Source organism: Dyella choica, assembly GCF_003977665.1.
In the GTDB taxonomy this organism is placed as follows: domain Bacteria; phylum Pseudomonadota; class Gammaproteobacteria; order Xanthomonadales; family Rhodanobacteraceae; genus Dyella_B; species Dyella_B choica.
In genome coordinates, this window is record NZ_RYYV01000007.1 from 255,719 (window position 1) to 280,023 (window position 24,305).

Sequence of the window (24,305 nt, forward strand, 5' to 3'; positions counted from 1 at the left end):
CATGGCCGACATGGCTGTGCCTCTCCTTTCCGCAAACGGCTGGTCCGCATCTTTGGCAGGTGCGCGCGAATGCCTGAGATTTGAACTTTCCCGCGCTGTCTATGAGCAGGAAGGCAAAGACCATGCCATGAAAGGAGACGATGAGATGTCTGCCACGCCCGAGCATACGGCAGGCGTGGCATTCATCTTCGTGAATAAACCCGATTAGATCGAAATTTGCCGGCCGATATCGACGACCTGAGACGCGGGAATTTTCATGTAGTCGGTTACGCGCGCGCAGTTGCGCAACAGCATGGCGTACAGAATACGGATCCAGCGCGGCACACCGTGACCGTCTTCGCGCGCGACGATCTTCTCCATGCCGACGAAATAGGTCAGTTCACCGGGATGAATGGGGCAGCCGTGCGTGGCGATCTGCGTCATCAAGGCGGGCATGTCCGGCCGTTCCATGAAGCCGAAGGAGGCGGTGATCGACCAGTAGTTCGGTCCGGTCTCGGCCATGCTCAGGCGGCTCTTGGGCGCCACCCACGGCGTAGAAGCGATCTCCAGCGTCACCGCCAGCACGCGCCTGTGCAGTGATTTGCTGTGCTTCACGTACCATTGCAGCACCGGCGGCGTGATGGCCTTTGCGCGGGTGAGGAACACCGCCGTGCCCGGCACGCGCGCAACGCCGGTGCGTGTAAGCTCATCCAGGAAGACGTCCACCGGCACCGGGTCTTCGCTGGCGCGCGCGGCCACTGCCATCACGCCGCGATGCCAGACGTACATCACCAGGTACACCAGTGCCGCGAGCAGCAGCGGCACGTAACCGCCCTCGAACAGCTTCATCATGTTCGAAGCGAAGAACGAAGCATCGACGACGAAGAAAGCGCCCGCCACCGCCAGGCAAGCCGGCATGGGCCATCTCCATACCTCGCGCATGGCGATGAACAGCAGCGCCGTCGTCATCAGCATGGTCGCCGATACCGCTATGCCGTAGGCGCCGGCCAGGTTGTCGGATTTGCCGAAACCCAGCGCCAGTCCGATCGTCACCAGCATCAGCAGCCAGTTCACCGCCCCCACGTAGATCTGGCCGTAACCTTCCTCGGAAGTCTGTGACACCTTCAGCCGGGGCATCCAGCCAAGCTGGATCGCCTGGCGCGTCATGGAGAACGCGCCGGTGATGATCGACTGGCTAGCGATGATGGTGGCTACCGTCGACAGCACGATCAGCGGCAAGGTCAGCGCCGTCGGACACAGCCGATAGAAAATATTGCCCTCGGTCGGCGCCCCGGCCAGCACGATCGCACCCTGGCCGGCGTAATTGAGCACCAGGCTGGGAAACACCAGTGTCGACCACGCCAGCTTGATCGGGCCCGCACCGAAGTGGCCCATGTCTGCATACAGCGCTTCAGCGCCCGTCACACAAAGAAACACGCCGCCCAGCACCAGGAAGCCGCCGCTGCCTCCGTGCAGCAGATAGTGCAGCGCGTAGTAGGGATTGAGCGCCCACAGAATGCCCGGATGCCTGGCGATGCCCCATACCCCCAGCACCGCCATGGTGAGAAACCACAAGGCCATGACCGGTCCGAACATCCGCCCGATCCGCGCCGTGCCCATCGGCTGAAACGCGAACAGCCCCAACAGGATCAGCACCGTCAGCGGCAGCACGTAAGGCTGCAGGGAAGGGGCGGCGATATGCAGCCCTTCCAGCGCCGATAGCACGGAAATGGCCGGCGTGATCGCCCCATCTCCATAAATGAGCGCGGCGCCGAACAGCCCCGCCGCGACGATCACCGGCCGCTTGTTCCGCTTCACTCCGAGCAGGGCCATCAGGGCCAGGATGCCGCCTTCGCCGTCATTGTCGATGCGCATGGCGAAGCCGGCGTATTTCACCGAGGTGATGATGATGAGGGTCCAGACCAGCAGTGAAATCACGCCGAGGATGGTCTGTGGCGTATTCCCGCCGGTCATGTCCAGCACGGTCTTGAAGGTATACAGCGGGCTCGTGCCGATGTCCCCGAACACCACGCCCAGCGCGCCCACGCCGAGCAAAGCGGATTTTTTCAACGAGATCGTCGCGGTTTCCGGCATGGCTTGCGTGGCTCCTCCCAAAGCTTGCTGCGCAGTCTAGCCGCGAATGATGACATCGGCGTCATGCAATGGCGCGCTCGCCTGTTGCCTGCTTAGCCCGGCTGGCCTATGGTCACAGGCCCCTATTGCCTACAAGCCCATCTCCCATCCACCCCGCAGCAAGGAGTAGTCTCCATGGCCAAAGCCAACAAGGCCGACAAGGGCAAGCAATTGCGCAAGGCGCCGCTAAAAACGCCGAGCGCGCTCGGCGATGACGCACGCCGCGATATTTCCGCCGAGCTCAATACCCTGCTCGCCGACGTCTTCGCGCTTTACCTGAAAACCAAGAATTTCCACTGGCACATGAGCGGGCCGCATTTTCGCGACTACCATCTGCTGCTGGACGAGCAATCCGACGAGATCTACGCCACCACCGATCCGATCGCCGAACGCGTGCGTAAACTCGGTGGCACCAGCTTGCGCTCCATCGGCGACATCGCGCGCCATCAGCGGCTAGCCGACAACGACGCGGATTTCGTCACGCCCGCGGACATGCTGGCGGAGCTGCGCGAAGACAATGCGCGCCTGGCCGACTACATGCGCAAGACGCATGAGTTGTGCGACGAATACAACGACGTGGCCACCGCCAGCCTGCTGGAAAACTGGATCGACGAGGCCGAAAAGCGCGTGTGGTTCCTGTTCGAGACGGGCCGCGGTGCCGAGTAGGCACATCGCCCAACTATCCGTCATTCCCGCGGCAGCGGGAATGACGAAAAGTGACGATCAAGTCGCCAGTCCAACCTTCCCGTTGCGCGGCTGGCTGAATGAAAGCCACGGCAGCTCCCCGTACGAAGCCGCCACGATCCACCCGGCTGCCGTGAGCACCGCCGAAATCATCAACCCGGTCCAGGCGAACCGTTGCGACGGCGTGTTCATCACCATGGGAATCCACACCAACACGGTGAAGCCGCCCATCATCCACGCCTCCAGCGTCGCGGCCAACCGCGGCCAGACATTCAAGGCAATCGCCAAGCCGGCGGCGATGTGCGCGATGCCGGTGAGGTACGCCCAGCCCATGTGAAAGGGCAGCCAGCCAGGCACCATCTCGGCCGTTTCCTTCGCATAGACCAAGTGCTCCAGTCCGATCAGCGGTAGCGCCAGCGCAAACGCGATACGCGCAAGGCGCAGCGCATCCGCACTGGCCAACGCGGCAAAATAAGGTTTGTCCGAAGGTGTTGCCGTGCAGGCATACAGCACCCCGCACGCAGCCACCAGCATGAGGATTTCAGCGCAGCCGCCCCAGGTGACTTCATGCATCGGCGCCAGAATCACGCGGGGTACATGCAGCACCAGCAGCCACAACAGCGTGTAGGCGATCATCAGCAATGCAGCCGGCACCACTGTGCGTTTCAGCAGCAGTCCCGCGCCGCCTGCCGTCAGGAGGGCGCCGGATAGCATCGCCAGCAATGCGCGGCCCGGCAGATCCTGCGGAACGGGTTGCCACACGGAAGCAAAGTCCCGTGAGAACAGGCTGAGCAGGCCCAATGCCAGGAACGCCAGAGCGAACACGACGCGGCCGGTATCGGCTGTACGCATAAAAGTCTCCCCCAAAAGTCGGTACGTCCATTCAAACCGCCACGGCGCGCAGAGCAAGAGCCAATCGCAGTGCAGCCGAGCAAGCCATTGGACAAGCGCTTGCCCGGTTTTGCCATGATTTTCGCAGCCTGGCGGCCGACGGCGTGGCTAGCCTATCCGGCTACACGGATTTTCAGGGAGTTGAAGCCATGGATCGTCGAGACTTGCTCAAAGGCATGCTGGCCGGCGCGGCTGCGTTGGGTCTAAGCCCTTCGCTGTTGCTGGCCGGCACGGATGACGCCAACGCACGACTGGCGGCGTTGGAACGGCAATATGGCGGACGCCTCGGCGTGGCGATCCTGGATACCGCGAACGGAAGCCGTGCGAGCTATCGCGCGGACGAGCGTTTTCTTCTCTGCAGCACATTCAAGATGCTGCTGGCCGCCGCAGTGCTGGCACGTGTCGATCGCGGCACGGAGCAACTGGATAAACGTCTTGAGTTCGGCAAGGACGCCGTCGTCGACCATTCGCCCGTCACCAGCCTGCATATCGGGCCGCCGGGCATGAGCATCGCCGAACTTTGCAAAGCAGCGGTCAGCGTGACCGACAATACCGCGGCGAACGTATTGCTCAAGCACCTGGGCGGCCCCCATGTGATTACGGACCTGGCGCGGCAGCTCGGTGATCCGCTCACTCGCCTGGATCGTTACGAAGTGGAACTCAACCGGCCGGCTCCGGATGGCGTCAGTGACACGACCACGCCCAACGCGATGCTGGGCAACCTGCAAAAGCTGCTGCTGGGCAATGGACTATCCGAAGCATCGCGCAAGCAGCTGACCGAGTGGATGCTCGGCGCGGTCACCGGCCAGAAGCTGGTGCGTGCAGGCGTACCAGCCGGTTGGAAGATTGCGGAGAAGACCGGCGGCGGCAACTTCCAGACCAACGACGTAGCGATCCTGTGGCCGCCGGGACGCAAGCCGCTACTGGCGGCCGTATATTATGAAAATGCGGCGCGGGACATAGATGAACGCAGTGCCGTACTGGCCTCGGTAGGCCGCATCATGGCAGCGATCATGTAGGTTGGGTTGTGAACCCGAGCATCCTCCGCACGCGTTGCGATGTTGGGGTTTTGCGCTCCAACCTACGAACGCTCCGGCTTGCCCATGCGGTAATACATGCGCACCATGTAAAACAACGCCAGGCACCGCCAGATGCAGTGCACCAGCAACACCTTGTTTTGCGGGCTGCCGAAATCCGTCTGCGAAAACTGCAACAAGGTGTACGGCAACGACAGCAGCTGGTAGATGGTCAGCACGTATAGCGCAACCCTGCCCGGACGCATCCCCAGCCAGGTCAATCCGATCGACAGCAGCACGATATCGATCAGGCTGGCCCCAAGCAGCTGCCGGCTGATGGCCATGCCCAGTACGAACCACACCAGATGTCCGGCCTGCACACAGAACGCCGGAAGCATGATCTGCTTCGGTGCGCTGAAAAGCCTCTTGCCCGCCAACCACACCACCGTGCTTGCCACCAAGGGCACCAGCAGATTGAAGCCGGTATACATACCCAACGCCCAGCCGCCGAGCGCGACGACGACGCTCGCTGCCTTGGTTGAAGTACCGATGGTATCGTCGCTGGCCGATGCGGACCGCTTGGTGCGCACGGATTCTTCAGGATTCATGGAAATCCCCTGACTGCGCAGCGCGATCGGATTGGGCGGCGGGGATCGCGCGTTTGGTCCTCAGCTTAATGCCGTGACGGGTAAAATAAATGTCTAGGGATTGCGGTCTTCCTGCGGGATCGGCCAGGGCTACATAGGTATCCGGACGAATGAGATAGAGCGCGTCGCGCGCAAGGCCGGCAACCTGGTGCTGTGGCAGCCATTCGAAGACATGCAGCGAAAGGTTGCGATCAGCGCACCACTCGCACAGCGCCGGGCTTGCACGGCCGTACACATGAACCTGCCACAGCATGGATGTCAGGCTGGCAAAGTTGTCGTTGCCGCCCACCGCCACCCATGGCAGGCGATCTCCGCCGTGCACGTCGCCGGCCGAACCAGTGCTCAGCGGGCAGCCGCGATAATTCAAGGTTATTTGCGACACGGTGCGAAACAGAAACCCACGTAGGCCTTCAAAATGAAGGACGGCCGGAATGACTGCGGGCGCCAGTCGCGTGCGCACGATGTCGGCCATCCGGCCCTCGGCGCTGACAAAGCTGAATATACGGTCGGTCGTAGCGACCAGGCGACGTGCAAATCCGATGCGCTCCGCCTCATAGCTGTCGAGCAGGTCGTCAGGCGCTTGGCCGGCGAGGACAGCGGCAAGTTTCCAGGCGAGATTCACCGCATCGCCGATGCCGGTATTCATGCCTTGGCCGCCGGCGGGGCTATGGATATGCGCCGCATCGCCCAGCACAAACGCGCGGCCATGACGAAACTGCCCGGCCACGCGGTGATGCACGCGATAGGTGGAAAACCAATGCACCTGCTGCACGGAGACCTGCAAATGCGTGATGGCGCGGTCGCTCACATCCTCGAAGCGCAGCATTTCGGCATGTTCGGCGCGCTCGTCGCGCACCGTTCCGATCAGGCGCGCGCGGCCGGTGCTGCCCAAGGGAAAAACGGCCAGGAAATCCGCTTCGTCCAGATCGACGTGCAACTGCCCATCCAGCGCTGGCCCGGATGCATCCACGTCGGCCACATAGAACACCTGCTTGTAGGTACCGCCGGGGAAACCCAGCCCGAGGGATTCGCGCACGCGCGAACGCGCTCCATCGCAGCCGGCGAGATATTGCGTTTCCCAGACCTGCTCGCTGCCATCGGGGCCGCGCAGATAGGCCACAACGCGATGGCCCTCGTCGCTGAAGCGAACCAGCTCGGTCTGCCTTTGCACGGCGACGCCCAGCTGTTCCAGTCGTTCGATCAGCAGGCGTTCGTGCTGGTCCTGCGCAAAGATGTGCAGGAACGGGAACGGCGTGAGATCCGAACCGAGTGTCGTAAACTTCACCTGGGCTTTCTTGGCACCTTTCACCCACAGATTGATCGCGGGCACCTGGTGACCGCCGGCCACCACCGCGTCGGCCAGATCGAGCTGCCGGTAAAGCTCCAGGGTACGCGCCTGCACCGCCAGCGCGCGCGAAGTCGTGCCCGGTGCGGAAGTCCTGTCGACGATGTGCACGCGAATGCCGAGTTTGGTCAGCCACAACGCCAGCACCAGCCCGGTCGGGCCTGCTCCGACGATCAGGACATCGCAGCGCATCGTGTCCACCTCGTGAGGCTCTCTATCGCAGCTTGTAGCCTACTCCATGGATCGAGCGGACCGGATCTCGCCCGCCGCGCACTTCCATACGGCCGTCGTAGGCTGGGTTGCAAACCCAGCACTGCCGTCTCCGCACCTGCGCGATGCCGGGATAGTTATCCCGGCCCACGCTTTCAGCTTGCGTCGATCGCCACCACCTCGCTCGCCGCCATGCCGAACGACGGTGGCCGGTCTTCCAGCTTCGCGCCGAATTGCAGGTTCGGCGACTCCGACATGTGGAACTCCAGCACGCCGCCGGCAGTGAGCTCGGCATGGCTGATCCAGCTCTTCGTCCACGGCTTGCCGTTCCACGTGACCGACTGGATGTAAGGACGATTCGACCCATTGTTGAAAGTGCGGATCACCAGCTTACGCTCGCCGCCCAGCGCAATTTCCGCGTGATCCAGGATCGGGCTGCCGAACACATAGTTCGTGCTCACCGGATCGACCGCGTACAGGCCCAGCGCACTCATGATGTACCACGCGCTCATCTGGCCGCAGTCTTCGTTGCCGGCCAGGCCATCCGGCTCGGGCGGGTACATCGTTTCCACCAGCATGCGTACGCGTGCCTGCGTCTTGTGGTGTGCGCCGGTGTACGCATACAGGTAAGCCATGTGATGGCTGGGCTCGTTGCCGTGCGCATACTGGCCCACCATGCCGGCAATATCCGGTGGCGCATCGGCTGGCAGCTTGGAGCTGGTGGTGAACAACTCGTCCAGCTTGCGCTCGAACACCTCAGGGCCGCCGAACAGGCCCATGTAGGCGTACAGGTCGTGTTGATTGAGGAACGTGGCCTGCCACGAATTGGATTCAGTGAAGTCGCGCCACTGCTGCGAGTGGCCCATGCCGCGCGGATCGAACGGCTCCAGCCATTCGCCGTGTTCGCCACGCGGGCGCACGAAGTTCATCTTGGTATCGAACACATGGCGGTAGTTGCGCGAACGGCGACGCAGCGCATCGCCCAGGCTTTTTTCTCCCGCCGCATCGGCCATATGCGCCACGGCCCAGTCATCGTAGGAGTATTCCAGCGTCTTGCTGGCCGCTTCCCCTTCCTTGTCGCTGGGGATGTAGCCGAGTTTGCGGTAATAAGCCAGGCCGCGGTAATCGTCCTCCATCGCGCGCTTGCGGTAGATCGGCCAGGCACGGGCGTAGTCGATGCCGGTGAAGCCCTTCGCCTGCGCTTCGGCAATCACCACGGCCGAGTGGTAGCCGATCATGCAGCCGGTCTCCACGCCTTGCAGCGGCCACACCGGCGGACCCTCCGGGCTTTCTTCGGCCATGCGCACCAGGCCGTTGACCAGGTCCGGCACGCGGTCGGGCTGGTACAGCGTGTACAGCGGGTGCAGCGCGCGATAAGTGTCCCACAAAGAATAGGTGCTGTAGTTGTGCTGTCCTTGCTGCAACTGGTGGATACCCAAGTCCATGCCGCGATATCGTCCGTCCACGTCGCTGAACAGCGTCGGCGCCAGCATGGTGTGATACAGCGAGCTGTAGAACACCTTCAGCGTGCGCTCCGAAGAAGATTGCACGCGGATGCGGCTGAGCTCGTGTTCCCATGCATCGGCGACGGCCTGTTGCACCTGCCCGAAATCCCAGCCGGGGATTTCCGTTTCGAGATTGCGCAGCGCGCCGTCGATATCCACGGCGGAAATGCCCACCTTCACCAGCAGCGGTTCCTTCGCCACGTCATCGATGTGCAACGCCGCCTTCAGATGCATGCCCTTGAGCTCGCCGGTGCCGCTGGGTGCGGCGACATCCTCTGAATACAGCGTGGCCTGTGAGAACGGCCGCGAAACCCTCAGTGCGAAATACAGATAGCGCCCCGGCGCCCATTCATAGGCGCGTCGTCCGCCGACGATCGTGTCATTGCCGACCAGGCGCAATTGCACGTCGCTGACCTTCAGCGGGTCCTTGCCGAAATGGTAGCCATGCGTGAAATCCAGCAGTAGATGCCCGCTTCCCGCCTTATGGAAGGTGTAGCGGTGCAGACCCGCACGCGTCGTCGCGGTTAGTTCGGCAAGAATGTCGTGATCGGTCAGGTGCACGCTGTAGTAGCCAGGATGCGCGTGCTCCGCCGTATAGCGCGAACGATAGCCATGCCCAGGCTGCGCCTTGCTCTGCTCCGTCAGCTGCGGTCCGGAGCCGGCCGCGCCATCGAAACGCGAGTGATAGTTCACGTTCGGCAAACCGCGCTCACCCGGCTGCAGCAGCACTTCGCCCTGCGCCGGCATCACCAGCACGTCCAGCATGTCCGAGGCGCCAGTGCCGCTCAGATGGGTATGCGAAAAACCCATGATCGAGCCGTCGTTCAGATGGTAGCCCGAGCACGCATCCCAGCCGGTGTCATTGGTATCGGGGCTCAACTGCACCATGCCGAACGGCATCGTCGCACCCGGATACATATGGCCGTGGCCACCGGTGCCGACAAAGACATCCACATACCGCGATACGCCACCGGCCTTCGCCGCCGCACCTGTCGCGCGTGCGGAGCGTGCTGCGGGACTGTCAGCCAGCCTGGCTAGCGCGGGCAACGGACCACCCATCGCGGCCAGCGCACCCATGCCCTGCAGGAACCGTCTACGTGACACCATGCTGCTACTCCCCGGATGTTCTTGTTGTGGTGAAGTGGAGCGTCAACGCATAGCGTGCGCAACGCACTCACTTGCTAGAGAGCAGCGGCCCGATGGCGAGCCCTGCCCACCGGGCGACTGTAAACGAAAAATTTGCCTCGATCCAAATTTTTCTTTGCCAAATACAATTGGCTGATATCAAACACTTTTATCGAAATTTTGCGGCGATGCAAAATGATTCTGCTGCCGCCCGATTGCCGGTGTTGTTATACGGTGTCGTTTTTTCCCTATTCTTGTCGCGACCACATAACCCTGTCGCAGGCACAGCTATCAAGGTGGGTCACCACGGACGCACCGAGCACCTCGAAAGTTGGCATCGAAGCTGTGGCGGCCGCCTTGAAGTGGGGATATCTGAAGGTTTGCGCGCTGGCCTACGCGTTGGGCAACAAATGAATGACCCGCTCTACAAAAGCTTCGCGGCGGCTTTCAAAGGTCGCGCTATCCAACATGGACAATTTGTTGATGACCGCCATGGCCGCTAGCGCGGTCATTTTGTCCGGCGGCGGCACCTCCGCCGCCCCAGGCGGCGTTAGGCTTCCGCCGGACCAGCCCGTCGCAGCGGCCAACCAGGCACCAAGGGTGCGCTTTGGGTCCGCCGTCCAGAAATTCAGCGCTGCATAACGATGCGTTTCATTCGGTTCGCGCACCCACGCATTCGCCAGGGCCACACCAGCCCGATCATTCCATTCCAGCGGAATGTCACGCGTGCAGTCGCACAACCAGGCCACCACGTAGACCTTTGGCAATAGTCGCGCTATCAGCTTCAAAGCGTCAAAGCTATGTCCGCGATCGAGCAAAGTGCGCACGGCTGGCCGCGGAGCCATGCCGGATTGGAGGCAACCCAAAGCGGGCGCGGACAGTTCCATATCCAGCGCTCCTTGCATGACCGTCAGCATGGGACGTCCTCAGCCGATCATGATGAGGCCGCCGGAAACCTGCATCTCACCGCTGCCCTCGATGCTGGTCATCGCCCCCTTGATGCCGACCTGCGATTGTCCGTTGAACGTGAGGTTGACGCCGTTGACCTCGACCTCGCCGCTGCTCTTCAGGGTGATGCTTGCCGAGCCGCAAACCAGCTTTAGCTGTGAGCCCGCGGTCAGGGTGTAGTTCTGCTTGACGTTCTGCGTGTCGTTGTTGCCTATCGAATGCGAGCGGTCGCTCTTGATAGTGACTGTTTCGTTGTGGTCGATAGTAACCACCAGATCGTTTTCAACCTCTTGATGCATGTCCTTCTGTGCATGCATGAAGAAATCTTCGCTTCCTTTCTTGTCTTCAAAACGCCATTCATTGGCGTCTGCTGCCGTGCCAAGCAGGCTGCGGCTGATGACGCCGCTGCGGGTCTTGTTGTCGGGCAGGCTGTATGGCGGCATGTTGCTGGCGTTGTAGACGCTACCAATAATCAACGGGCGTTCAGGGTCACCCTCCAGAAAACTCACCACAACTTCCTGGCCTACGCGCGGAATGCTGACAGCGCCCCAATTCTTGCCGGCCCAAGACGACGCCACGCGTACCGGGCAGGAGCATTTGGCATTTTTCTTGTCCGGCATGTTCCAGTGGAAAGTGACCTCCACTCGGCCGTATTGATCGACCGCGATATCCTCTTCGGTTTCGCTGCCGGTGACCACTGCGGTCTGCAGGCCAACGATCTTCGGCTTTTCGGTCTCGATTTCCTTGCGAAAAGGAATGCGGCTTTCGAGCGCGTCGAAATAGCACTGGAAGGACTGCGAGCTGCCACTACCCGAAGCACGGCCACCGCCATGCATATACGTCTTGGTCCCAATGATCAGATATTCCTGGTTGAGTTCCGGGCGCGGGAAATCAGTCAGAGTGAAAAGGCCGCCTATCTGCGCACTGCAAGCCTCGGTCCTCGCCATGTATTTCGAGCGGGAAGCGGTAAACGCCTCGGCGCGCACGTTGGCATAGTGCTGGCCCAGGGCCGCGTCACCGTGTGCGCCTGGGAAATCAAAGACGCTGTAGCTGACCTCCGGCTGATGGCCCTCGGTGGTATCCAACGAGAGCAACGATGCCTTCGGCTTCAAAGGGTTGTAGTCGGTCAGCTTGAAGGTGGCCGCATCCACGCCCCGCGCCGAAGCGAAGCTGTTGATCGTCGCCTGTTTACGCAGCACGCTATCGACCTGGGATGCATAGGGCACCAGGGCGAAGCCATTTGTCGCGGAATGAGCGCCCAGACCATCAGCCAGCACCATGGTGTGCGTGCTCTCGTCATGGGTGAAGTAGTAATAGATGCCGTCCTGCTCCATCAGACGATGGATAAAGCTCAGGCAATCCTCGCGGTACTGCACGCAATACTCGCGGGGAGTGTAGTTGCCGGTAAGGCTGAGCTTCACGTCGCTATAGCCGGACTCGGTCAACAGCTGCTTGATGATGTCCGACGTGGTCATGTTGGTGAAAATGCGGCAATCCACGATCTGTCCAAGCAGCCAGAGCTTAGGCACCAACGTGACGGAATATTGCGCATACACCAGATTTTCGATCGATGTGACGCCGGTCTGCGCCGCCTCGCAGACCATCCCGTTGAAATAGCGGACGAAGCCGTTCTCGGTAGTCAACGTCACAGTCATCGGCGAACCGAGCAGTGAGCTGAGGTCGATATTAGGGTCCTGGGATTCAAACTTGACGCGGAACTTGAAGAGTTCGCCTAATTGCTCTTCCGCGTTCAATTCAATGAAATACAACTCGTCGCACTTGGCCGAGGTGATCGTCATGGCTACGGTCATGCGGCTACGCTCCCTGTAAATTAGATATCGTCCCCATAGATGATCCGATGGTAGCATTTTTCGACGGGATCACTACCATACCCGGCAAGGGGAGTCGATGCCTGAGAGGCCTATCGGGTTCGGCACCGCCGTACGATGAGTGGACATGTTTTCGCCTTTCCCCAAAAAGGCCCACAACAATGGCATAAGGATGGCACAGCGATATGCGCGAGTTTGATCCCCGATATGAAGTAAGCGGTCCAACGACGGGTACTGGTGCCCCCACCGAGTCGCAAAAGGCCATAGCGTTCTTTATTGGAGGCGCGGGCGACAAGGAGTCCTATTACGGCGCGGGGCCCTATCACAATATCGAGGTACCCAAAACCATACTCGATAATTGGGAAGGTGGTCTCAAAAGCAAAGACCTCTATATGTCGTATGACCTTGGGTATTACCAAATACACAGCGACTCAGACATAAAAAAGTTCGTCATCGATGTCATTCCCACGAGGTCCAACCCCGTGTATATCATCGGGCACAGCCTGGGAGGCTGGAACGGGGCGCATCTTTCGAGGAAGCTTGTCGATGCGGGCTACAACGTGCAGATGTTGGTGACGCTTGATCCGGTGGGTAAAGGTTTTCTGGTCGAGCTTTTTTCCGCCATCCCTTTCCATCCGGAAAACACGCCCAAAGCCAAATTCTGGATCAACGTCCATGCGACGCCGGCAACCTCCGATGCGTCAGATGGAGTCGCGGATTTTGGCGAGCGCTGGGTGATACCGTCCGGGCCCGATATCAATGTAGATTCCAATACGCACCACGCTGACGCCGGAGGGCTGTTCAACACCACGGCCAGCGACGGAAAGTCGGTGGCGGGCATGGTGTACCTGTCCATTCGGGGCAACACGGGTGGGCCCCCGGCAGATATCGACTCCGATGAGTGATCGCATGAAATGGCTACTGCCCATACCGCTGATGCTGAGCTGCGCGGGCTGCGTCAAGCACCTGCAAGAGCCGCCCGCAGCCGTAAGTTTCGTTCGGTTTGAAAAGACGAGCTACACCTACAAACTCACGTTCAATTCAAAAGCCGGTTTTCTTGCTGCTTCCTATACCGACAAGTTACCCGTCGTAGGACATTGGCTGATCTGCTCCCTCGATGGAGATACGGATTTCTCCATCGATCATGCGTTCTCCTTGCGACGGTTCATGCGAGGCATCACCGATTCAGCAGATCATGTAGGGAAAGGGCAGCAGTCCTTATTCGCTTATTCATCAGAGCTGACTTTCAGCGAAACGCTGGATGGGGGAACATCCGATCATGCTTTAAGCAAGACGGACGTCAACAGCCTGCTTGCAGGTCGCTCCAGCATCCCGTGCAAAGTGATCATGACCATCACCGGCTATGCGCCCTATTACTCGATGACCATGCAGGTTCCGGCCAAGGTCTTGCTGGACGAGGTGAACCGGTAACCGGTCAACCACCCAATAACACCGTAAAGGATCCAAGCACGACCACGCCCCCGTGTTCCGTTGCATCCCCCAATCGAGCAGCCGGCTGACCGCCGATTTTCACTTTGGATGAGCCAGCCGACAGGGAATCCGGCGGCCCCACGCATATCGCCATATCCCCAACGCGTGCCGCGGGCAAGCCACCGATCAGTACCTTGGGTGCGCCGGGAGCGCAGATCGGGCCTCCGACGTGCGGTACCGGCCCGGTGGTCATAGGGCAGGTATGCATATCGGTCAGACGCGCGGCGGGGCGCCCCATGCCGATCGGGGCCAGCGTCATGCCGGAAGAAAGTGCGTCGGACAAACTTGGCATAGGGGACGAATCGACGCCCAATGCGTCCGCGACCTCTTTGGATAGAACTACGCCTGACCCGCTTTTGGCGTTGAAAATACCGCGGGGGGCTGCGCGAACGAACGACGCTTGCACTTTCGGTAATACCGCCTTGGTACCGCCATGCGCATTCGCTGCGCGCAAATCCGTTACCGGTTGCTTGCCTAGGCTGGCCACGTGGCTATCGTTCAATACGGCCGGCACTTCGACCTGACCAAAAACACGATCCGGGCTGGCCGCGGAGGCCACCAACACCACATCGCCCTTCAAAGACGTGGCGAATTCATGCGATGCCTGCCCCCATAAACAGCCTCTCAAGGAGGTAGGGCTAGCTGCCGGGGCGCTCCCGCTGCCGTAAAGAAAGTTGGATGCTGCCGCTTTCGCCTCTGGCCACGGCATGCCCTGCGATTCCAGGATGTCTGCCGCGCGATCCTTGATCGCCTCTTCGGCGGCCACCAGGAAACCGGCTCTGGGGGTGCTATTGATGACGCTGTATCCAGTCTTGTCGGCAAGGGCCAGGGCAATCGATTCCGACTTCACCTCGCCAACGCGCCCGCTGTACAGGATGCCGCACTTGCCTGTGCCTTTTGCCGGATAACCGGCGGCAATCTTCTGAATATCCTCCAAAGAAGAAGCCTTGGATACCTTCGCTATGGATTGCGAATAGTCAATCATCGCCACGTCCTTATGTCTTTTGCTGCACGTGTTCCATCAATCGGCAATCGTATTGATCCAGCCGTCCTGAAACACCACTTTTCCCGTGAACCTGGATGTCTTGCCGCGGGAAAGTACGAATGGGGGATGATCACATTGGGACACAATATTAGCCAGCCGCGTCACCATGGTCTTGATCTTTTCAATATCGACCGCCGAATAAGCGGCTCGTGTAGACACTGGCATGCCGACATAACCTGATTCCTTGTAGCCGAAAGAGAGAATTTCCAAGCTAAAGCTATTCCCTTCCGGCTCGAAAACTTGAACGGCCTCTCCGTACCAGGATCCACCGTTCAATTCCGCGCAAAACGTCTCATGGCCGAGCTCGTCCCAACCTCGTATGCCGCCGGAAAAGCGCGCCCTGCCGTCCTCAAATTCAACCCAATCGTACATGTCCATTGACTACTGCCATGTTGGTCCGTTCGACAAATACTACCGCGAAATGGTCGGGCCATTGGAGTTAGGGTGGGCGTGGTCAGCTCGAACTAATCCATGCGCCAGGCGCGAAAGTCTCCTGGCCAAAGGTGGCTCCTTTCCATGACGAAGCGCACCTTGGAGTCGACAACAAAGTCCGCAAGGGCGAGATCGGGAGCCATCTGCCCAAGGCAGCGTCACTGGCATATGGATCAAGCGCGGTCGTAGGTCGACGTTGGTACGTGCCGGTGCACGATCAGAGTTGGGCACAAGCTGGAATCCGAGTGCTTACATCAACCGCCCAAGCGATTCGGGAAATGAAACGAGTCTGTCACATCGTAACATCTTGCAGCGATAGCCGCGTTGTCCGGGCTTTCGATGGCGGTAGGCGTGAGCCACCGATCGGCACTGGATCACCGCCATGGCCAGGGCTATTCTGAGTTCTTCATAGACACAATTCAGGGAGCGGAAGGGATGGCCATCACACGCCAGGTTATTACTTCGTTGCAGCGCGACGGCACGGACATGCTGGGCACCAAGGCGCTGGCGGTAAAGATTGTTGACGAAAGCATCGTGTCCGGTTCGTTGTTGACCGTGGAAAGCAATCACTTCTGCGTGCTCAAGTCGCGCGGCGCGGTGCTCAATGTCTATGAAACGGGCCAGTACGCCCTCACCACGCCGGACAAGCCGCTGCTGGGGTCCATCGCCCAGGGCTTTTTCGGTGGTTCGTCGCCCTGGGTTTACGAGGTCATCTACATCAATCGCTCCAAGCTGCTGGTGCGCAACACCGGCATCGCCACGAGCGCCGAAATGGCCGAAATGGCCTATCAGGTGGATTACTACATCCACGTCGACAGCAAGCAGGCGGCGCTTGACCTGATTACCCATCTTCCCTTCAACGGCAACTTCATCGATACCCGCGAAGTGGCTGACTACGCCGGTCCGGCCATCGAGCAGGCGATCAACCAGGTGGTGCAAGTCACCAAGATGGAAAACATCAACGAACACATCAACGATATCCGAGAGTTGGTGAAAAACCACCTGACCGACTTCCTGAAGATCTACGGCATCATGCTGAACGACCTGAAGGTCCTGATCCTGCCCAAGGACGATCGCATGCGCGAACTGATCTCGTTGCAGGCACTTGGCCTGACGCCAGTGCAAGCGGTCCGCTACTACCTGGCTTTGCGCATGGCCGAAAAGGGCCTGGTTTCCGCGCCCAATGCCGCCGCAGGCATGCCATTCAACATTGGTGGGCAACCCACGGGCATGTATTCGGTGAATGGCGGCACAGGTCTTCCCGCCAGCCCTCCTTCCCCTTGAGCGCCGATTTCTACAATGCCGGCCCCCTGCGGCAAGTTGCGATCAACCTTTTCCACGGTTGGGGCTACAACTTCTATCGCAAGGAAAACCAGCTTCGCGCCGACGACCTGTTGGTGCGAAGCAAGGCCGCGTGGCTGCTTGGAAGAGCCAGGGCCGGTGTGGAAGCGGCAGAGTCGGCCTATCGAAGGACGGAACTGCCGCCACCCACGCGAGAACATCCCTTTCCATCACCTCAAGCCGTGGCAGGCGCACAAAGTCTGGAGCGTCTGGCCCAAGCCATCGGCACGCTCAAGGGCAGGATTGAAGCGCTGCCCGTACCCGAAAACGATCGAATGACCCAGCGTTACCGAACCGAAGCGGCAACGCTGGTAGCACTGATCAGCCGCGATGAACAACTCATCGGCCAGGCCGAGCTGCTGCGCTCGCTGACTGAGGACGCAGACAGCACCGCATTGCTGGCCGCACTCCCTGATTTGGAACGCGGGTTGGCTGCTATCCAGGCGAGCTTGCATGATCGAGAGGCCGTGCTCACGAGCTTGATCGGTTGATCCGATCAAGCAGTCGAACACCTATCAAAACGCTGCACACTCCCCCTGTCTTCGCCTAGCAAGAAGCGCTTTTCATGGCCCTGGTATCTCTTCAAAAATGCCATGAATCGCCCCGATCCATCCTCCCGGGATAGATACACTGCAGATGTATGCCAATAAGGCGAATCCGCGATCAGGGGTGATGGAATGAACAGCTCGCTCGAGTGGCGCTTTGCTTTTGCTTGGCGGCGATGTCTTCTTGCCATGGTGGCGCTGACTCTGGCGTCAAGCGGCGAAGTGCAGGCCATGACACCTGGATCTTCCCTTTCTTATTGGAGACCTGAGCAGGTGCCCGGCCTGTCGGTCAGCGAAGTGGCATATCTTCAGCAAACCCATTGCATGATCGAATCCTATCGGGACGATTCGATGGCTCCGAGAAAGTCGGCTGCACCGGATGAGAATGACATCATGCTGCTGGCGCGTGGCGAGCTCGCTGCAAAAGGCCAGAACGACCTTGCCGTCTACTGCAAAGCCATGAATAGCCCGGAAGAGTTCTTCCTGGTCAAATGGGCTGGAAGCAAGCAATGCCCAGGCAAGTTCCTTTTGAGCGAGCACTCGATGTTCTTCAAGGAACACGGCCTGCAGCATGACTACTATGGCGACTCCCTGCGGGTCCTTCCTGCCAAGGAAGTGCTTGGAGATGTAGATGAACTGTATGGGGCAGGTTTCATGGAAACCGCGCCCCAGCAATGGCGGATCAATGCCAAGGATGTTCCGCCGATCGAACATGACGCCCTTGCATACGTCGGCTATTACGACCTCTATCTGTACTGTGACAAAGGCAAATGGTCGAAGCTGCTGGACCGATATTCAGACGAGATTGATTGACGCCAACCCTCGGCTTTACGGAGTGGGTGCGCCCGCGGGGGCCGGCACCAGCGCATCGTCGTCCTTGCTCCATGCCGGTGTCGCGACCGCAGGCTTCGTACGTATATCGTCCTTCCACGTGTAGGCTGGGATGACAATCCCAGCTTTCCATGCGGCATCGGATGCTGGGATTGTCATCCCAGCCTACTTGCTTTGTGCAATAGATCCTCATCGCGTCGAAACCTCGAGTGGCAGAAAGGCCAAGATCAGCCATGCCGCCAAGGCGATCAGGTTGAGCCACGCGAACCAGTCCCCCCATTGCGCATACAGCGTGTGCGTTTCGCGCAGCGGAAGATCGCCCACCAATTCGGCATCGCTGCGTTCGCTGGAAGCTTCCGCCACGACACGACCACGGTCGTCGCTCAGGGTGAGGCGGCCGCCGTGGGCGGCGCGCGCGATGGCGAAACCGCTTTCCACGCCACGCATGATCGCCATGCGGCTGTGCAGCCAGCCATCGACGATGAAATCCGAAGCGGGTACCAGCAGCGCTTGGGCATGGCGCGTTGCATAAGCATTGCCGATGTCGTGGAAATCCATGTCCTTGCAGATCGCCAATCCGATGCGCGGCGTACCTTCAAGCATGGTGTAGCTATCGCCCGGCGTGAACGGGTCCATGCCGATCAGCAGATGGTGTTTATTGTAGGTGGCCGGTGACATGGCACCTGGCTGGAACGCCAGCAACATATTGCGAGGGGCACGCGGATCGCCCTTGAAGTCGAGGCCGGTGCCTACGATCAGATCGCGCTGGTTCGCCAACTGGGCGAATGCGGGAATGGTCGCTTCAGCGGTGGCGAAGGTCGTTTCCGGAGCCAGCACGATGCGGGCTCCGTCATTCGCAAAGCGGCCGAACGCGTCGAGGTAACGCGTCTCCAGCGCCTGCCCACGTTGGCTGTTCAATGCCGCCTGGGTCGGCCTTTGCAGCGATACCAGACCGACGCGCACCGTTCCAGTCGACGGTGCCTGAAGTCGCCAGCCGCCATAGGCGAGAGTGCTGATGATCAGAAATGCCGTGAGCAAGGCCACCGTGACTCGGCCACGTTTCGTCGCTTGTGGTGCTACCTGCAAGGCGATGGCGGCCGCCAACAGGAGCAGGAGGAAGCCGATCCCCCAGATTCCCGTGACGGCGGCAACCTGAATGACCGCAAGCGCATCCATCTGCGTGTAGCCGATATTGAAGAACGTGGCATGCGGCGAAAGCAGGCTGTTTACGTATTCGGCGGCGACCCAGGTCGTCGGCACCGCCAATGCGGCAGCCAACGTATGTCCGCGTAGCAGCAATCGCCGGTATAGCAGTACGCATGGCGTCAGTATGGCGCTGGACAAACAGATGCCATACACCTCCACCGACAGAGGTAGGCCGATATACGTGTGGAGGTAGGTCCAGAGATTGAACCCACCCACGGTATACGCCACGAAGGCCGCCAATGCCGCCCAATGCGCGCGGACCCGGGGTGCGAGCCACAGCACCGGCAAAGGCGCGAGCCATGTTAGCCACCACAGCGGCTGCAAGCCGCTGCCGAACCACCAGCACAGAGCGGACAACGCTGTCGCCGCCAGCCAGGCCGGCAGCGCGAAATCGTTACGCTTGGATGCCATCGAGCAATCTCCTCAAGGACTGCATGTAGAAGGCGCGGAACTGCGCCTCGTCGTAGCTGAAGCGTCCGGCCCGATAGAGTGCGATCAAGCCATGCTGATGCCCCCACAGGGTCATCGTGACGTCGTAGGGATCGTCCTGTTTCAGCACGCCTTGGGCCATGCCTTCGATGACCGCGTCCAGTGCGACATTGAAGGTGGGCGAAAGGCGTGCGTGAAAATCCTCGGGATAGCGCCGCGCGTCATCGCGCCGCACCGAAAACGCATGATCGAACAGATGCGGATGAGTCAGCGCGTAGTCCAGGTAAGGTTCCTGCAGGGCTATCAGTCGCTTGAGCACATCCGGGTTGCGTGAGCGCGACTCCCATTCGTGCGCCTCACTCTTGAAGCTGTCGTCGGAGAGCTTCTTCAACAGCGCGTCCCGATTGGGAAAATGGCGATAGATGGCCATGGGCGTGATACCTACCGCATCGGCCACGCGACGCATGGTCACGGCATCGGCGCCTTCGCGTTCGAACAACGCGTGGGCGGCCTTGAGGATCTTTTCAGGGGTCGTGAGGCGAGTCATGTATACAGCGTATACTTGACCATCGTTACAACGCAACGGTGACCAATGGGCTATCGGTACCGTGCCACGCCGCCAACTGGCTCGCCCACAAGCATGACCAGCGGATGCCCCCTGGCGCCATCGACGAGTGACCCGATTTGGAATGGTATATTGAGAGGTCGGATGGATAGGAGGAAGCACGAATGGAAAGAATCAGCCGAGCCATTATTCTCTTTACCCTGCTGTCATACGCCGTTGCCGGTTACGCATCGGATTCCGTCACTTGTCCAGACGCATTGCGCGATGCGGTCGCGGACCATTTCCATCTTGCCAATTTCAGTGCGGACAAAGACCCACGCATTATTGGCGAGAGCTGCAAAATATGGCCGCACGACACGAATTTGATTCTGTCCGTCTTTGCTTATGATGAAGGCCAGGGCCAAGGTGGCAATGCTCCGGATCAATGGGTAAACATCCTGGTTTCGGTCTATGACAGCAGACAGGGCAAGCTGGTAAATGCCTATAACTATGCCATTGGCGAGGATGCCACGACGAAAGTGGGCCCGGAAAGCCTGACCCTGGATACAGCAAGCTATCCCTTGGCGAAAAATGTCTATGCCTTTGGCGTTCGGTTCGATAACGCGGCACATATGACGTCTGCTGCGGACCCCGATTTGATACTCGAAAACCATTTGACGCTGTTTATCCGCCAGGGAAACACGTTGCGCCCTGTGCTGAAGCAGTTCATGTATTACCAGAGTTTTTCCAGGGATGAAAAAAACCGGCGCGCGATCGTCTCGGTGGACAAGGAAAGGGCCATCATTCGCATACTGCCTAGCCAGACCAACGGCTTGCATGATCTGCTCCTCGCCTTCAAGCCGGAAGCAGCAGGTGCAGACAAGGATGAAGCAACCACCCCATCGCATGGCGAAGCTCTCAAGTACAACGGGGCCAGGTATGCCAACGCAAGAAAAGATGCTCTGAGTAGTGGCTGGCAGCGAGAAGACGAAGGTTTTTAGCCAGGCGCTGCAACCGCCCCACACTTCTCTTGCCGGTAGGCTGGGATGACAATCCCAGCATCGCGCGGGTTGCATGCATGGCAATGCTGGGGTTTGCACCCCAGCCTACGGATTGCCATCCGACGCGTTATCGTCCTACTTGAGCCGCGTCAGAGAAGCCTTGAACGCGGTCACCCAGGTCTGGCCGCCGTCCTGGGAGTAGGCGATCTCAAAGCGGTGGGCGTTGGCCGTGATGTCGGACCAGACTCCGCGTACCAGCACCGTGCGGCCCTTATAAACCGTGGTGCCGAACAGCTCGCCGCGACCGTCCTTGAAGCTGCCGATGGTCGGAGCTTCCATCTCCCCCGAGTCGCCGTCGATGTAGGTCTGGCTCCATTGCCTGGCCTTGGGGTTGTAGACGAACAGCGTCGCGCCTTCCCAATGGCCATTCGGGCCGTCGGCCTCGATTTCCTCCAGCCAGGCGTGACCATTCCAGACCGGCCGTGCCGTCTTCGTGCCATCCATGACCACCGTGTGGCTCCCACCATCGAACGGGTCGAGCACTTGCGTGGCATGGGTATGCCAAACACCGCGGGCGAAATCGAAATCATGCGCGCCGTCCCGGGGCGTATCGGCTCTTGCACTCAAGGACGAGCCTGCAAGTACGCCAGCAAGCATGACTCCACGTAACAGCAGTTTCCACTTCATCGCATTCTCCGCAGGGGCAATTCAGGCCGAAACTTTAGGAAAAACCAGCCGCCTGAGCGGGGCCAATCGGAGAAATTTAGGTTGGGCCAATTTGCGGCGACTAGAGCACGCGCCGTAAAGCGTCCAGACCCTGCTCGATACCCTCAAGGTCCACCGCCCCGTAGCCGAAAACTAGGCCTTCCGAGGTGGCCGCGCCGAAAAAATAGCGCTCGAAGGAATGCAGATGCACGTTGCGCTCCAACAACTTTGCGCTGACGCGTTCCAGGCGCCCGGGCTGGGTCGAGGACGCCGCTATATGCATGCCGTAGCTTGACTGCATCGGCGCAAATTCCTCGGCGAAGTCCGAGCGAAGGATCTCGCTTATGCGGTCTCGTCGCTTTTTGTATACGTCACGCAGCTTGCGCACGTGTTGCGCCAGATGCCCTTCCGCGATGTAACTGGCCACAGCCATCTGCGTCAAAGTCGGGCAATGCCAATCCAGACAGTTCTTCGCCGTAATCAGCGCCGGCATCGCCCACTGGGGCGCTAGCAAGAATCCCAGTCGCAACGCGGGGAACATGCATTTGGAAAAAGTGCCGACATAAAACACGTCATCCGCGGTCGCCGTGGATCGCAACGCCTGCAACGGAGTGCCGTCATAGCGGAATTCTCCATCGTAATCGTCCTCCACGATGACCGCCCCCTGCTTGCGCGCAAAATCCAGCAATGCCGATCGCCGCTGCGCGGACATCGATACGCCGAGCGGAAATTGGTGGGAAGGGCAGATGCAGACGATCTGCACCGGCACCGGCAGGGCATCGACCACCAGGCCTTGTGCATCCACGGGTATGGGCACGAGCTTGGCCCCGGCGGCAAGAAAGGCGGCGCGCATGGGTGGGTAGCCCGGATCTTCGATGGCCACCGTCGTGACCCCGGGCGTCACCAGGACACGGGCAAGCAGGTCGAAAGCTTGCTGTGCGCCGGCGGTAACCAGTACGTCGTCGGGTTGGCACACGATCGCGCGCGAGACACCAATGTGCGTCTCGATGGCGGTCCGCAGCGGGAAATGCCCTTGGTTGCCTTGCGGACTCTTGAATGTGGGCGGCTTCAATTCCATGCGCCGCAGCTGCTTGGCACTGATCCGGCGAAACACTTCGAACGGAAACAACCGTGGATCGACCAGCGCGGGCCGAAAATCCAGGAATGCACTTGGCTGTGACATGCTTGCACGCCGACTGTCATGCCAGAAGCTGAGCGCCTGCACGAGTTCGGGGCGCCGCCACAGCGAATTCAGGCGCGGATCGGGTGTCTGCCGTGTCGGGAAGGGTTCGCGCGGCGGACGAGTCTGCCTTGGCGCCACATACGTTCCCGACCCCTGCCTGGACTGCACCAGTCCCTCGATCGCGAGTTTTGCATAAGCCCTGGCCACGGTATTTCTCGATACACCGAAAAAGGCCGCCGACTGACGCTCCACCGGAAGCTGCGACCCGGGAACCAGGCGTCCATCGAGGATAGCGGCCCGCAGCTGCGCGTAGACGGATTGCGCGGATCGACGGCTTCCCTTGGGCGGCGGGGTAAAAGCAATCTCGAACAGACTGCTCGTACCCTTCATATCACTTGCCACAACTGCCTACCTCCGAAGTGGCTCCCTAGCGCGAGTCGGTGAAGAAGCTACCTGCGGCATCAAGCCATCGCAAGTCACTGGGTCCGCATCGATCGCGAAAATTTTCCCGCAAAACCAAGAAATGGATCGTGGCTACTGGCCAAGCCCAAGCGGATACGCCAGACCTCAGGCATTCATGACCTTCGGCCGATCCTGGTCACCAGCAGGCACGGCTAAGCTCGCCGCTCCGATCACGTAGGCTGGGATGCCAATCGTAGGCTGGGTTGCGAAACCCAGCATTGCCATGCTGCAACGCACGCGATGCTGGGATTGGCATCCCAGCCTACGCAACCAGCGCTATCCCGGTAGCGTTATTTCACCGACAAGGAGAAACCCATGGCTACGTTCGCAAAGCTTGTTTCGCTATCCGCACTGTTGATGCTGCTCCCTCTTTCGGCCATGGCGTGCGGCAATAAGGCGGCCGATCCGGTGAAGGTCGTCCAGGAACAGGTGGATGCCTACAACGCCCACGATATCGATGCATTTGCCGCATGCTACGCGGACAATGCCACGATCCGTGACCTCAGCGGCAAACGCCCGGTGATTACCGGCATCGCCGCCTTGAAGACGACCTTTGCCTTCCTTGCCAAGGTACCGAAGGACTATCACGTCGATATCGTCCAGCGTACCGTCACCGGCCCCACGGTGGTCGACCATGAGCGTGTGATGGGTCTTCCTGCCGGCAAGGGACAGCCGGAGGCCATCGCGGTCTATGAAGTGCGCGACGGCAAGATCCAGAATGTCTGGTTCCCGCCGCGGAGCTGATCGAAGGGGCGGCGACGATGAACAGTCGAGCAGG

At 60.1% G+C, this 24,305-nt stretch carries 23 protein-coding genes; 10 read left to right on the forward strand and 13 right to left on the reverse strand.

Annotated features, from left to right (window positions below):
- The first annotated feature begins 1 nt into the window (after position 1).
- Positions 2-208: a hypothetical protein gene (locus tag EKH80_RS11805; protein ID WP_126684955.1), complete on the forward strand. Its 207-nt coding sequence runs from the start codon at positions 2-4 to the stop codon at positions 206-208.
- Here the strand turns inward: EKH80_RS11805 and EKH80_RS11810 are convergent.
- Positions 205-2,073 (reverse strand): potassium transporter Kup, encoded by a 1,869-nt coding sequence (locus EKH80_RS11810; RefSeq protein WP_126684956.1) that lies wholly within the window; start codon positions 2,071-2,073, stop codon positions 205-207. The genes EKH80_RS11805 and EKH80_RS11810 overlap by 4 nt on opposite strands.
- A gap of 174 nt (positions 2,074-2,247) precedes the next feature.
- Between EKH80_RS11810 and EKH80_RS11815 the strand changes: the two genes are divergently transcribed.
- Positions 2,248-2,778 (forward strand): Dps family protein, encoded by a 531-nt coding sequence (locus EKH80_RS11815; RefSeq protein ID WP_126684957.1) that lies wholly within the window; start codon positions 2,248-2,250, stop codon positions 2,776-2,778.
- A gap of 57 nt (positions 2,779-2,835) precedes the next feature.
- Here the strand turns inward: EKH80_RS11815 and EKH80_RS11820 are convergent, their stop codons facing one another.
- Positions 2,836-3,648 (reverse strand): DoxX family membrane protein, encoded by an 813-nt coding sequence (locus EKH80_RS11820; RefSeq protein WP_126684958.1) that lies wholly within the window; start codon positions 3,646-3,648, stop codon positions 2,836-2,838.
- Positions 3,649-3,836: 188 nt separating this feature from the next.
- On the opposite strand from EKH80_RS11820, the gene bla reads away from it, so the two are divergent.
- Positions 3,837-4,706 carry a class A beta-lactamase gene (gene bla, locus EKH80_RS11825; RefSeq protein WP_126684959.1) on the forward strand — a complete coding sequence of 290 codons (870 nt, stop codon included), beginning with the start codon at positions 3,837-3,839 and terminating at the stop codon, positions 4,704-4,706.
- 62 nt (positions 4,707-4,768) lie between these two features.
- Here the strand turns inward: bla and EKH80_RS11830 are convergent, their stop codons facing one another.
- The 5 genes from EKH80_RS11830 to EKH80_RS11850 form a co-directional block, all read right to left on the reverse strand.
- Positions 4,769-5,311, reverse strand: a complete 543-nt coding sequence (locus EKH80_RS11830; RefSeq protein ID WP_126684960.1) for a hypothetical protein — start codon at positions 5,309-5,311, stop codon at positions 4,769-4,771.
- Complete coding sequence (locus tag EKH80_RS11835) at positions 5,301-6,887, reverse strand: FAD-dependent oxidoreductase (RefSeq protein WP_126684961.1); 1,587 nt, start codon at positions 6,885-6,887, stop codon at positions 5,301-5,303. The genes EKH80_RS11830 and EKH80_RS11835 overlap by 11 nt, the downstream gene beginning before the upstream one ends.
- Before the next feature lie 173 nt (positions 6,888-7,060).
- A complete protein-coding gene (locus tag EKH80_RS11840; protein ID WP_126684962.1) occupies positions 7,061-9,517 on the reverse strand; it encodes a GH92 family glycosyl hydrolase in 2,457 nt (818 codons plus the stop codon).
- Positions 9,518-9,927: 410 nt separating this feature from the next.
- Positions 9,928-10,452 carry a DUF6931 family protein gene (locus EKH80_RS11845; RefSeq protein ID WP_126684963.1) on the reverse strand — a complete coding sequence of 175 codons (525 nt, stop codon included), beginning with the start codon at positions 10,450-10,452 and terminating at the stop codon, positions 9,928-9,930.
- Positions 10,453-10,461: 9 nt separating this feature from the next.
- Positions 10,462-12,294, reverse strand: coding sequence for a type VI secretion system Vgr family protein (locus EKH80_RS11850; protein ID WP_126684964.1), 1,833 nt, complete (start codon positions 12,292-12,294; stop codon positions 10,462-10,464).
- Positions 12,295-12,497: 203 nt separating this feature from the next.
- On the opposite strand from EKH80_RS11850, the gene EKH80_RS11855 reads away from it, so the two are divergent.
- Positions 12,498-13,217, forward strand: a complete 720-nt coding sequence (locus EKH80_RS11855) for an alpha/beta hydrolase (RefSeq protein WP_126684965.1) — start codon at positions 12,498-12,500, stop codon at positions 13,215-13,217.
- A 4-nt stretch (positions 13,218-13,221) separates the two neighbouring features.
- Entirely contained in the window at positions 13,222-13,743 is a 522-nt protein-coding gene (locus tag EKH80_RS11860; RefSeq protein WP_126684966.1) for a hypothetical protein, read from the forward strand.
- A 4-nt stretch (positions 13,744-13,747) separates the two neighbouring features.
- Here the strand turns inward: EKH80_RS11860 and EKH80_RS11865 are convergent, their stop codons facing one another.
- Positions 13,748-14,062 carry a PAAR domain-containing protein gene (locus EKH80_RS11865; RefSeq protein WP_230473636.1) on the reverse strand — a complete coding sequence of 105 codons (315 nt, stop codon included), beginning with the start codon at positions 14,060-14,062 and terminating at the stop codon, positions 13,748-13,750.
- A gap of 762 nt (positions 14,063-14,824) precedes the next feature.
- Complete coding sequence (locus tag EKH80_RS11870) at positions 14,825-15,226, reverse strand: hypothetical protein (RefSeq protein ID WP_126684967.1); 402 nt, start codon at positions 15,224-15,226, stop codon at positions 14,825-14,827.
- A 489-nt stretch (positions 15,227-15,715) separates the two neighbouring features.
- On the opposite strand from EKH80_RS11870, the gene EKH80_RS11875 reads away from it, so the two are divergent.
- The 3 genes from EKH80_RS11875 (at position 15,716) to EKH80_RS11885 (ending at position 17,979) form a co-directional block, all read left to right on the forward strand.
- A complete protein-coding gene (locus tag EKH80_RS11875; protein WP_126684968.1) occupies positions 15,716-16,564 on the forward strand; it encodes an SPFH domain-containing protein in 849 nt (282 codons plus the stop codon).
- A complete protein-coding gene (locus tag EKH80_RS11880; protein WP_126684969.1) occupies positions 16,561-17,112 on the forward strand; it encodes a hypothetical protein in 552 nt (183 codons plus the stop codon). The genes EKH80_RS11875 and EKH80_RS11880 overlap by 4 nt, the downstream gene beginning before the upstream one ends.
- 186 nt (positions 17,113-17,298) lie before the next feature.
- The gene (locus EKH80_RS11885) at positions 17,299-17,979 is read left to right on the forward strand and encodes a hypothetical protein (RefSeq protein WP_126684970.1); all 681 of its coding nucleotides are present in this window, start codon (positions 17,299-17,301) and stop codon (positions 17,977-17,979) included.
- A gap of 207 nt (positions 17,980-18,186) precedes the next feature.
- Here the strand turns inward: EKH80_RS11885 and EKH80_RS11890 are convergent, their stop codons facing one another.
- Positions 18,187-19,614 (reverse strand): nitrilase-related carbon-nitrogen hydrolase, encoded by a 1,428-nt coding sequence (locus EKH80_RS11890; protein ID WP_126684971.1) that lies wholly within the window; start codon positions 19,612-19,614, stop codon positions 18,187-18,189.
- Positions 19,598-20,179: a TetR/AcrR family transcriptional regulator gene (locus tag EKH80_RS11895; RefSeq protein WP_126684972.1), complete on the reverse strand. Its 582-nt coding sequence runs from the start codon at positions 20,177-20,179 to the stop codon at positions 19,598-19,600. Before EKH80_RS11895 ends, EKH80_RS11890 begins: the two co-directional genes overlap by 17 nt.
- A gap of 182 nt (positions 20,180-20,361) precedes the next feature.
- Between EKH80_RS11895 and EKH80_RS11900 the strand changes: the two genes are divergently transcribed.
- Positions 20,362-21,177, forward strand: coding sequence for a PA3715 family protein (locus EKH80_RS11900; RefSeq protein WP_126684973.1), 816 nt, complete (start codon positions 20,362-20,364; stop codon positions 21,175-21,177).
- 135 nt (positions 21,178-21,312) lie between these two features.
- Here the strand turns inward: EKH80_RS11900 and EKH80_RS11905 are convergent, their stop codons facing one another.
- Together EKH80_RS11905 and pdxR are read right to left on the reverse strand one after the other, a co-directional pair.
- Positions 21,313-21,864 (reverse strand): hypothetical protein, encoded by a 552-nt coding sequence (locus tag EKH80_RS11905; protein WP_126684974.1) that lies wholly within the window; start codon positions 21,862-21,864, stop codon positions 21,313-21,315.
- Between the two features lie 100 nt (positions 21,865-21,964).
- Positions 21,965-23,455 carry a MocR-like pyridoxine biosynthesis transcription factor PdxR gene (pdxR, locus tag EKH80_RS11910; RefSeq protein WP_126684975.1) on the reverse strand — a complete coding sequence of 497 codons (1,491 nt, stop codon included), beginning with the start codon at positions 23,453-23,455 and terminating at the stop codon, positions 21,965-21,967.
- A 387-nt stretch (positions 23,456-23,842) separates the two neighbouring features.
- Here pdxR and EKH80_RS11915 point away from each other — a divergent pair, with 387 nt between their 5' ends.
- Positions 23,843-24,271 carry a nuclear transport factor 2 family protein gene (locus EKH80_RS11915; RefSeq protein ID WP_126684976.1) on the forward strand — a complete coding sequence of 143 codons (429 nt, stop codon included), beginning with the start codon at positions 23,843-23,845 and terminating at the stop codon, positions 24,269-24,271.
- Positions 24,272-24,305: the final 34 nt, after the last annotated feature.

What these genes read in the sequence shown, in the direction of transcription:
- EKH80_RS11805 (WP_126684955.1), top strand. Translation starts at nt 2, where the DNA reads ATGGCCGACATGGCTGTGCCTCTCCTTTCCGCAAACGGCTGGTCCGCA.
- EKH80_RS11810 (WP_126684956.1), bottom strand. Translation starts at nt 2,073, where the DNA reads ATGCCGGAAACCGCGACGATCTCGTTGAAAAAATCCGCTTTGCTCGGC.
- EKH80_RS11815 (WP_126684957.1), top strand. Translation starts at nt 2,248, where the DNA reads ATGGCCAAAGCCAACAAGGCCGACAAGGGCAAGCAATTGCGCAAGGCG.
- EKH80_RS11820 (WP_126684958.1), bottom strand. Translation starts at nt 3,648, where the DNA reads ATGCGTACAGCCGATACCGGCCGCGTCGTGTTCGCTCTGGCGTTCCTG.
- bla (WP_126684959.1), top strand. Translation starts at nt 3,837, where the DNA reads ATGGATCGTCGAGACTTGCTCAAAGGCATGCTGGCCGGCGCGGCTGCG.
- EKH80_RS11830 (WP_126684960.1), bottom strand. Translation starts at nt 5,311, where the DNA reads ATGAATCCTGAAGAATCCGTGCGCACCAAGCGGTCCGCATCGGCCAGC.
- EKH80_RS11835 (WP_126684961.1), bottom strand. Translation starts at nt 6,887, where the DNA reads ATGCGCTGCGATGTCCTGATCGTCGGAGCAGGCCCGACCGGGCTGGTG.
- EKH80_RS11840 (WP_126684962.1), bottom strand. Translation starts at nt 9,517, where the DNA reads ATGGTGTCACGTAGACGGTTCCTGCAGGGCATGGGTGCGCTGGCCGCG.
- EKH80_RS11845 (WP_126684963.1), bottom strand. Translation starts at nt 10,452, where the DNA reads ATGCTGACGGTCATGCAAGGAGCGCTGGATATGGAACTGTCCGCGCCC.
- EKH80_RS11850 (WP_126684964.1), bottom strand. Translation starts at nt 12,294, where the DNA reads ATGACCGTAGCCATGACGATCACCTCGGCCAAGTGCGACGAGTTGTAT.
- EKH80_RS11855 (WP_126684965.1), top strand. Translation starts at nt 12,498, where the DNA reads ATGCGCGAGTTTGATCCCCGATATGAAGTAAGCGGTCCAACGACGGGT.
- EKH80_RS11860 (WP_126684966.1), top strand. Translation starts at nt 13,222, where the DNA reads ATGAAATGGCTACTGCCCATACCGCTGATGCTGAGCTGCGCGGGCTGC.
- EKH80_RS11865 (WP_230473636.1), bottom strand. Translation starts at nt 14,062, where the DNA reads ATGACGCTGGCCCCGATCGGCATGGGGCGCCCCGCCGCGCGTCTGACC.
- EKH80_RS11870 (WP_126684967.1), bottom strand. Translation starts at nt 15,226, where the DNA reads ATGGACATGTACGATTGGGTTGAATTTGAGGACGGCAGGGCGCGCTTT.
- EKH80_RS11875 (WP_126684968.1), top strand. Translation starts at nt 15,716, where the DNA reads ATGGCCATCACACGCCAGGTTATTACTTCGTTGCAGCGCGACGGCACG.
- EKH80_RS11885 (WP_126684970.1), top strand. Translation starts at nt 17,299, where the DNA reads ATGAACAGCTCGCTCGAGTGGCGCTTTGCTTTTGCTTGGCGGCGATGT.
- EKH80_RS11890 (WP_126684971.1), bottom strand. Translation starts at nt 19,614, where the DNA reads ATGGCATCCAAGCGTAACGATTTCGCGCTGCCGGCCTGGCTGGCGGCG.
- EKH80_RS11895 (WP_126684972.1), bottom strand. Translation starts at nt 20,179, where the DNA reads ATGACTCGCCTCACGACCCCTGAAAAGATCCTCAAGGCCGCCCACGCG.
- EKH80_RS11900 (WP_126684973.1), top strand. Translation starts at nt 20,362, where the DNA reads ATGGAAAGAATCAGCCGAGCCATTATTCTCTTTACCCTGCTGTCATAC.
- EKH80_RS11905 (WP_126684974.1), bottom strand. Translation starts at nt 21,864, where the DNA reads ATGAAGTGGAAACTGCTGTTACGTGGAGTCATGCTTGCTGGCGTACTT.
- pdxR (WP_126684975.1), bottom strand. Translation starts at nt 23,455, where the DNA reads ATGAAGGGTACGAGCAGTCTGTTCGAGATTGCTTTTACCCCGCCGCCC.
- EKH80_RS11915 (WP_126684976.1), top strand. Translation starts at nt 23,843, where the DNA reads ATGGCTACGTTCGCAAAGCTTGTTTCGCTATCCGCACTGTTGATGCTG.